This is a genomic window from uncultured Caballeronia sp. (assembly GCF_964243625.1).
In the GTDB taxonomy this organism is placed as follows: Bacteria; Pseudomonadota; Gammaproteobacteria; order Burkholderiales; family Burkholderiaceae; genus Caballeronia.
Window position 1 is genome coordinate 1 of sequence record NZ_CAXTGZ010000558.1, and the last position, 3,747, is coordinate 3,747.

Consider the following 3,747-nt stretch of genomic DNA (forward strand, 5'->3'; position numbering starts at 1 on the left):
GGCGACAAACTGACGCATTATAGGCGCGTTGCCCAGCATCCACAAGCAAGGTGGTGCACGCCGCAAAGCCAAGCCGCACAAGCCTCTGCGCCCTTTTGCCGCATCCTTTTGGATGCTTGTAGACGCGCGTATCCAGGAGGCGGTCAAGGGTGCATTAAATTCGGCATGAGTGCGTTTTGCCAGCCCTTCTGCTGCAATCCGCACTGTTCACTTGCTTCGTTTCGGGCCGCGTCCTATATCTTCCAGCCTGATGATTCCATGCCCTTCCGCCGTCATTCGCGGCACGGCCTTCCAGGCGTGGCCGTAAATCACCTCGAAGGTCAGCGGGATCGTCCCATCTTCGCGACGGCGTGATTCCAGCGCTGCGTGCAGCGCATCGCGCAACGCGCGTCCGTGCTGCACGCCCGTCTCGACGGGGAACGCACCCCAGCCACGCACGTCTTTCAACAACGATTCCGGCGATTTGTAGGTGATTGTCAGCACTTCCTGATCCATCACTGGAATCTCAAAACCGCTTTCGACAAGCATGTCACCCAGGTCATGCATATCGACAAATTCGATGGTGTGGCGCCGCGGCGTCAATCCCAAGGACTTCTCCGCCTGCTTGTAAGCGCCGCTCAACTCCTTCAGCGTGTCGGGTCCGAGCGTGCTGAACATCAGCAAGCCGTTCACCTTGAGCACGCGCGCCCATTCAGGGAACACGAGGTCGGGCCGCGCGTGCCATTGCAGCGCGAGGTTCGACCACAGCATCTCGAACGCACCGGCGGAAAACGGAAGCTCGGCGAAGTCGCCCTGCGCCAGTTGCGGACCCCGTGCGCCAAAAGCCTTGCCCAGCGTGGCGGGCAGGAAACGCCGCCAGCCGGCGTTGGCTTCCGATTCCGCCGTCTCGGCCTTATTCGCCCGGTCCAGCATTCCAGTCGACAGATCAAGCCCGATCACCGATGCATCCGCAAACCGCTCGCGCAGCCCCGGCAGATCGGCCCCCATGCCACAGCCGGCATCGAGCACGCGCACGGGCGCGACCTTGATGTACTCGAGCCGCTCGCGCATGCGCACCGCGATTTCGCGCGGCAGGAATGCGACGTCGTCAAAACTCGCGGCGCGGCGATCGAAAATCCGCCTTATGCGGCGCGAATCGTAGGCCGGACGGCCAGCGTTGGCGGAAGTTGAGGACATGACAACCTGTTTTCTAAGAGTGCGAAGTATACTCGGTCGATTGTTAAAACGTTCAGCAAAACCAGACGCCACAACGGTTCGCTGGCGTTATAGCCAGTATTTCGGAATGTTTCCGCGTCTTTGGATCGGACTGATGGATCGACAATTTCTCTTCATCCTGCGCCGTTCAGCCCTCGCTTCAAGTGCAGGTTTGGGCTTGTTGCAAAAAGGCTTTATCGATGCCGCGCGTTTGTTTGTGCGGTTGCACGACATCGCTTTGCCGAGTCAGTGCGCATTGTGTGGCAATTTGTCACATCGAGTGTTGTGTGCCGGCTGTGATGAGCAGTATTGGAACCAGGCACGCACGCGCTGCTTCATTTGTGCATTGCCCATGTCGGTATTTGCCGGCCCCGGCGAAGACCGCTCCCGCGCTCAGTCACGCTGCAAGCTTTGCATCACCGAGCCGCCGCATTTCGATGCAACCATCGCGCTCGCCGATTATCGCGCGCCACTCGATACACTCGCGCTCGAGCTGAAGTTTCAGGCGCGGCTAGCGGGCGCCGATGAATTCGCGCGCCAGTTGCAAGCCACGTTCGAAGATTCCAATGTAGCCGCGCCGGATATCGTTGCGCCGGTGCCTTTGTCCAGGAAGCGTCTCAGGACACGCGGCTACAACCAGGCATGGTCCATCGGCAAGCCGTTGGCACGCCGGCTGGGTGCGCATGCAGATGCAACGCTGATCGAGCGTACCCCGCAATACCGCGCCGCAAGCGAAGCTCGATCTCGATACGCGCCGCCACAATGTCGGCGATGCCTTCAGAGTGCTGCGCGACGTCCGCGGCAAACACGTCGGTATAGTCGATGACGTCATGACTTCCGGCGCCACGCTCGACGCGCTGGCCCGTACTCTGAAAACCGCGGGCGCGCGGCGTGTCACCAACTTTGTCGCGCTGCGCACACCGCAAGACTAATCTTTTGAGTCATCGCTTATGTTCAACGTAGTTCTGGTCGAACCCGAAATTCCCCCGAATACTGGCAATGTCATTCGGCTGTGCGCCAACACGGGCGCACGGCTTCATTTGATCGAGCCGTTAGGATTTCCTCTCGATGACGCCAAGATGCGCCGCGCCGGACTCGATTACCACGAGTACGCACAGATGCACGTCCATGCGAACTGGGACGCTTTTATCGAGAAGGAAACACCCGACGTGACGCGCATGTTCGCGTTCACCACACGCGGCGCCACGCCGTTTTTCGGGCACGCGTTCCAGGAAGGCGACTGGTTTGTGTTCGGCGCGGAAACGCGCGGCTTGTCGGACGCGGTGCTTGGACAATTCACGAACGAACGGCGCGTCCGCTTGCCAATGCGCCCGGGAAACAGGAGTTTGAATCTGTCGAATACGGTTGCGATCGTGACGTTCGAGGCGTGGCGTCAGACAGGCTTCGAGGGTGGCGAATAAAGCGAAGCGCCGTTATTCAGCTTTTGCGTCGCGGCTCAGCAATTCGTGGACGGCATCGCGCGGCGCGACGTTATAGAACAGGACGCGGCAAACGGCATGGGTGATCGGCATATCGATGCCATGAGATTCAGCCAGCGCCAGCACCGCCCGCGCACAGCGCACGCCTTCGGCCACGTGGCCGAGCGCGGCGAGGATATCGGTCAGGGATCGGCCGGTCGCGAGCTGCATGCCCACCGTGCGGTTCCGCGATAAATCCCCGGTCGCCGTCAGGATCAGATCGCCGAGTCCGGTCAGGCCGTTGAACGTCTCCGCGCGGCCGCCCAACGCCACGCCCAGTCGCGCCATCTCGGCCAAGCCGCGCGTGACCAGCGCGGCGCGCGCGTTCAGGCCCAGCCCGAGTCCATCGGCGATACCGGTTGCGATAGCCAGCACGTTCTTCACCGCACCGCCTACCTCGACGCCGATCACGTCGTCACCGGTATAGATACGCATCGCGCCATGGTGGAAGGCCGCGACGGTACGCTCGCCCAGCGTGACCGATGCGCTCGCGACCGTCAGCGCGACCGGCAAGCCCTGCCCGACTTCGCGGGCGAAGCTCGGCCCGGAAAGCGTGCCGTTGCTCGCGTGCTGCGGCAGTTCGGCCGCGACGACCTCATTTGGCAAACATTGCGTATCGGCTTCAAACCCTTTGCACAGCCACACGATATGCGCCGGGACGATCCCCGATTCGCGCATCGTCCGGCATAACGCGCGCAGGCCCGCTACAGGCGCGGCGACTACGCAAAGTGCATCACCGGCCGCACCGTGACTCAACGCGGAGGAAAGATCCGCTTCGTACACAAGCGTTTCAGGCAGCGTCACGCCGCGCAAATAGCGCTCGTTTTCATGAGAAGCGGACAGGGATTCGATGAGCGCGCGATCGCGCGCCCAGAGGACCGTGTCGTGGCGAGTGGCCAGATGGCCAGCCAGCGCGGTGCCCCACGCACCGGCGCCGAGAACGGCTACTTGCATGCCCGGCTCCGGAATATGCGGGATTTAGTTAAGCGTCGCGCCGTTGGCCACGCCTTCCTGAGCGGCCGACAACTGGGAAATACGTTGTTCGTACAGCGCCTGGAAGTTGATCTCGGCGAGG

The 3,747-nt window shown here is 61.8% G+C and carries 3 protein-coding genes and 1 pseudogene; 2 read left to right on the forward strand and 2 right to left on the reverse strand.

Annotation, left to right across the window (positions count from 1 at the left end; all coding sequences use genetic code 11):
• Positions 1–207: 207 nt before the first annotated feature.
• The gene (locus ACFFAR_RS26950; RefSeq protein WP_174362787.1) at positions 208–1,176 is read right to left on the reverse strand and encodes a methyltransferase domain-containing protein; all 969 of its coding nucleotides are present in this window, start codon (positions 1,174–1,176) and stop codon (positions 208–210) included.
• Positions 1,177–1,309: 133 nt separating this feature from the next.
• Here ACFFAR_RS26950 and ACFFAR_RS26955 point away from each other — a divergent pair.
• Both ACFFAR_RS26955 and trmL read left to right on the forward strand, forming a co-directional pair.
• Positions 1,310–2,126 (forward strand): annotated as a pseudogene (locus ACFFAR_RS26955) (ComF family protein).
• An 18-nt stretch (positions 2,127–2,144) separates the two neighbouring features.
• Positions 2,145–2,615, forward strand: a complete 471-nt coding sequence (gene trmL / locus ACFFAR_RS26960) for a tRNA (uridine(34)/cytosine(34)/5-carboxymethylaminomethyluridine(34)-2'-O)-methyltransferase TrmL (protein ID WP_075359307.1) — start codon at positions 2,145–2,147, stop codon at positions 2,613–2,615.
• Positions 2,616–2,627: 12 nt separating this feature from the next.
• Here the strand turns inward: trmL and ACFFAR_RS26965 are convergent, their stop codons facing one another.
• Complete coding sequence (locus ACFFAR_RS26965; RefSeq protein WP_174362788.1) at positions 2,628–3,626, reverse strand: NAD(P)H-dependent glycerol-3-phosphate dehydrogenase; 999 nt, start codon at positions 3,624–3,626, stop codon at positions 2,628–2,630.
• Positions 3,627–3,747: the final 121 nt, after the last annotated feature.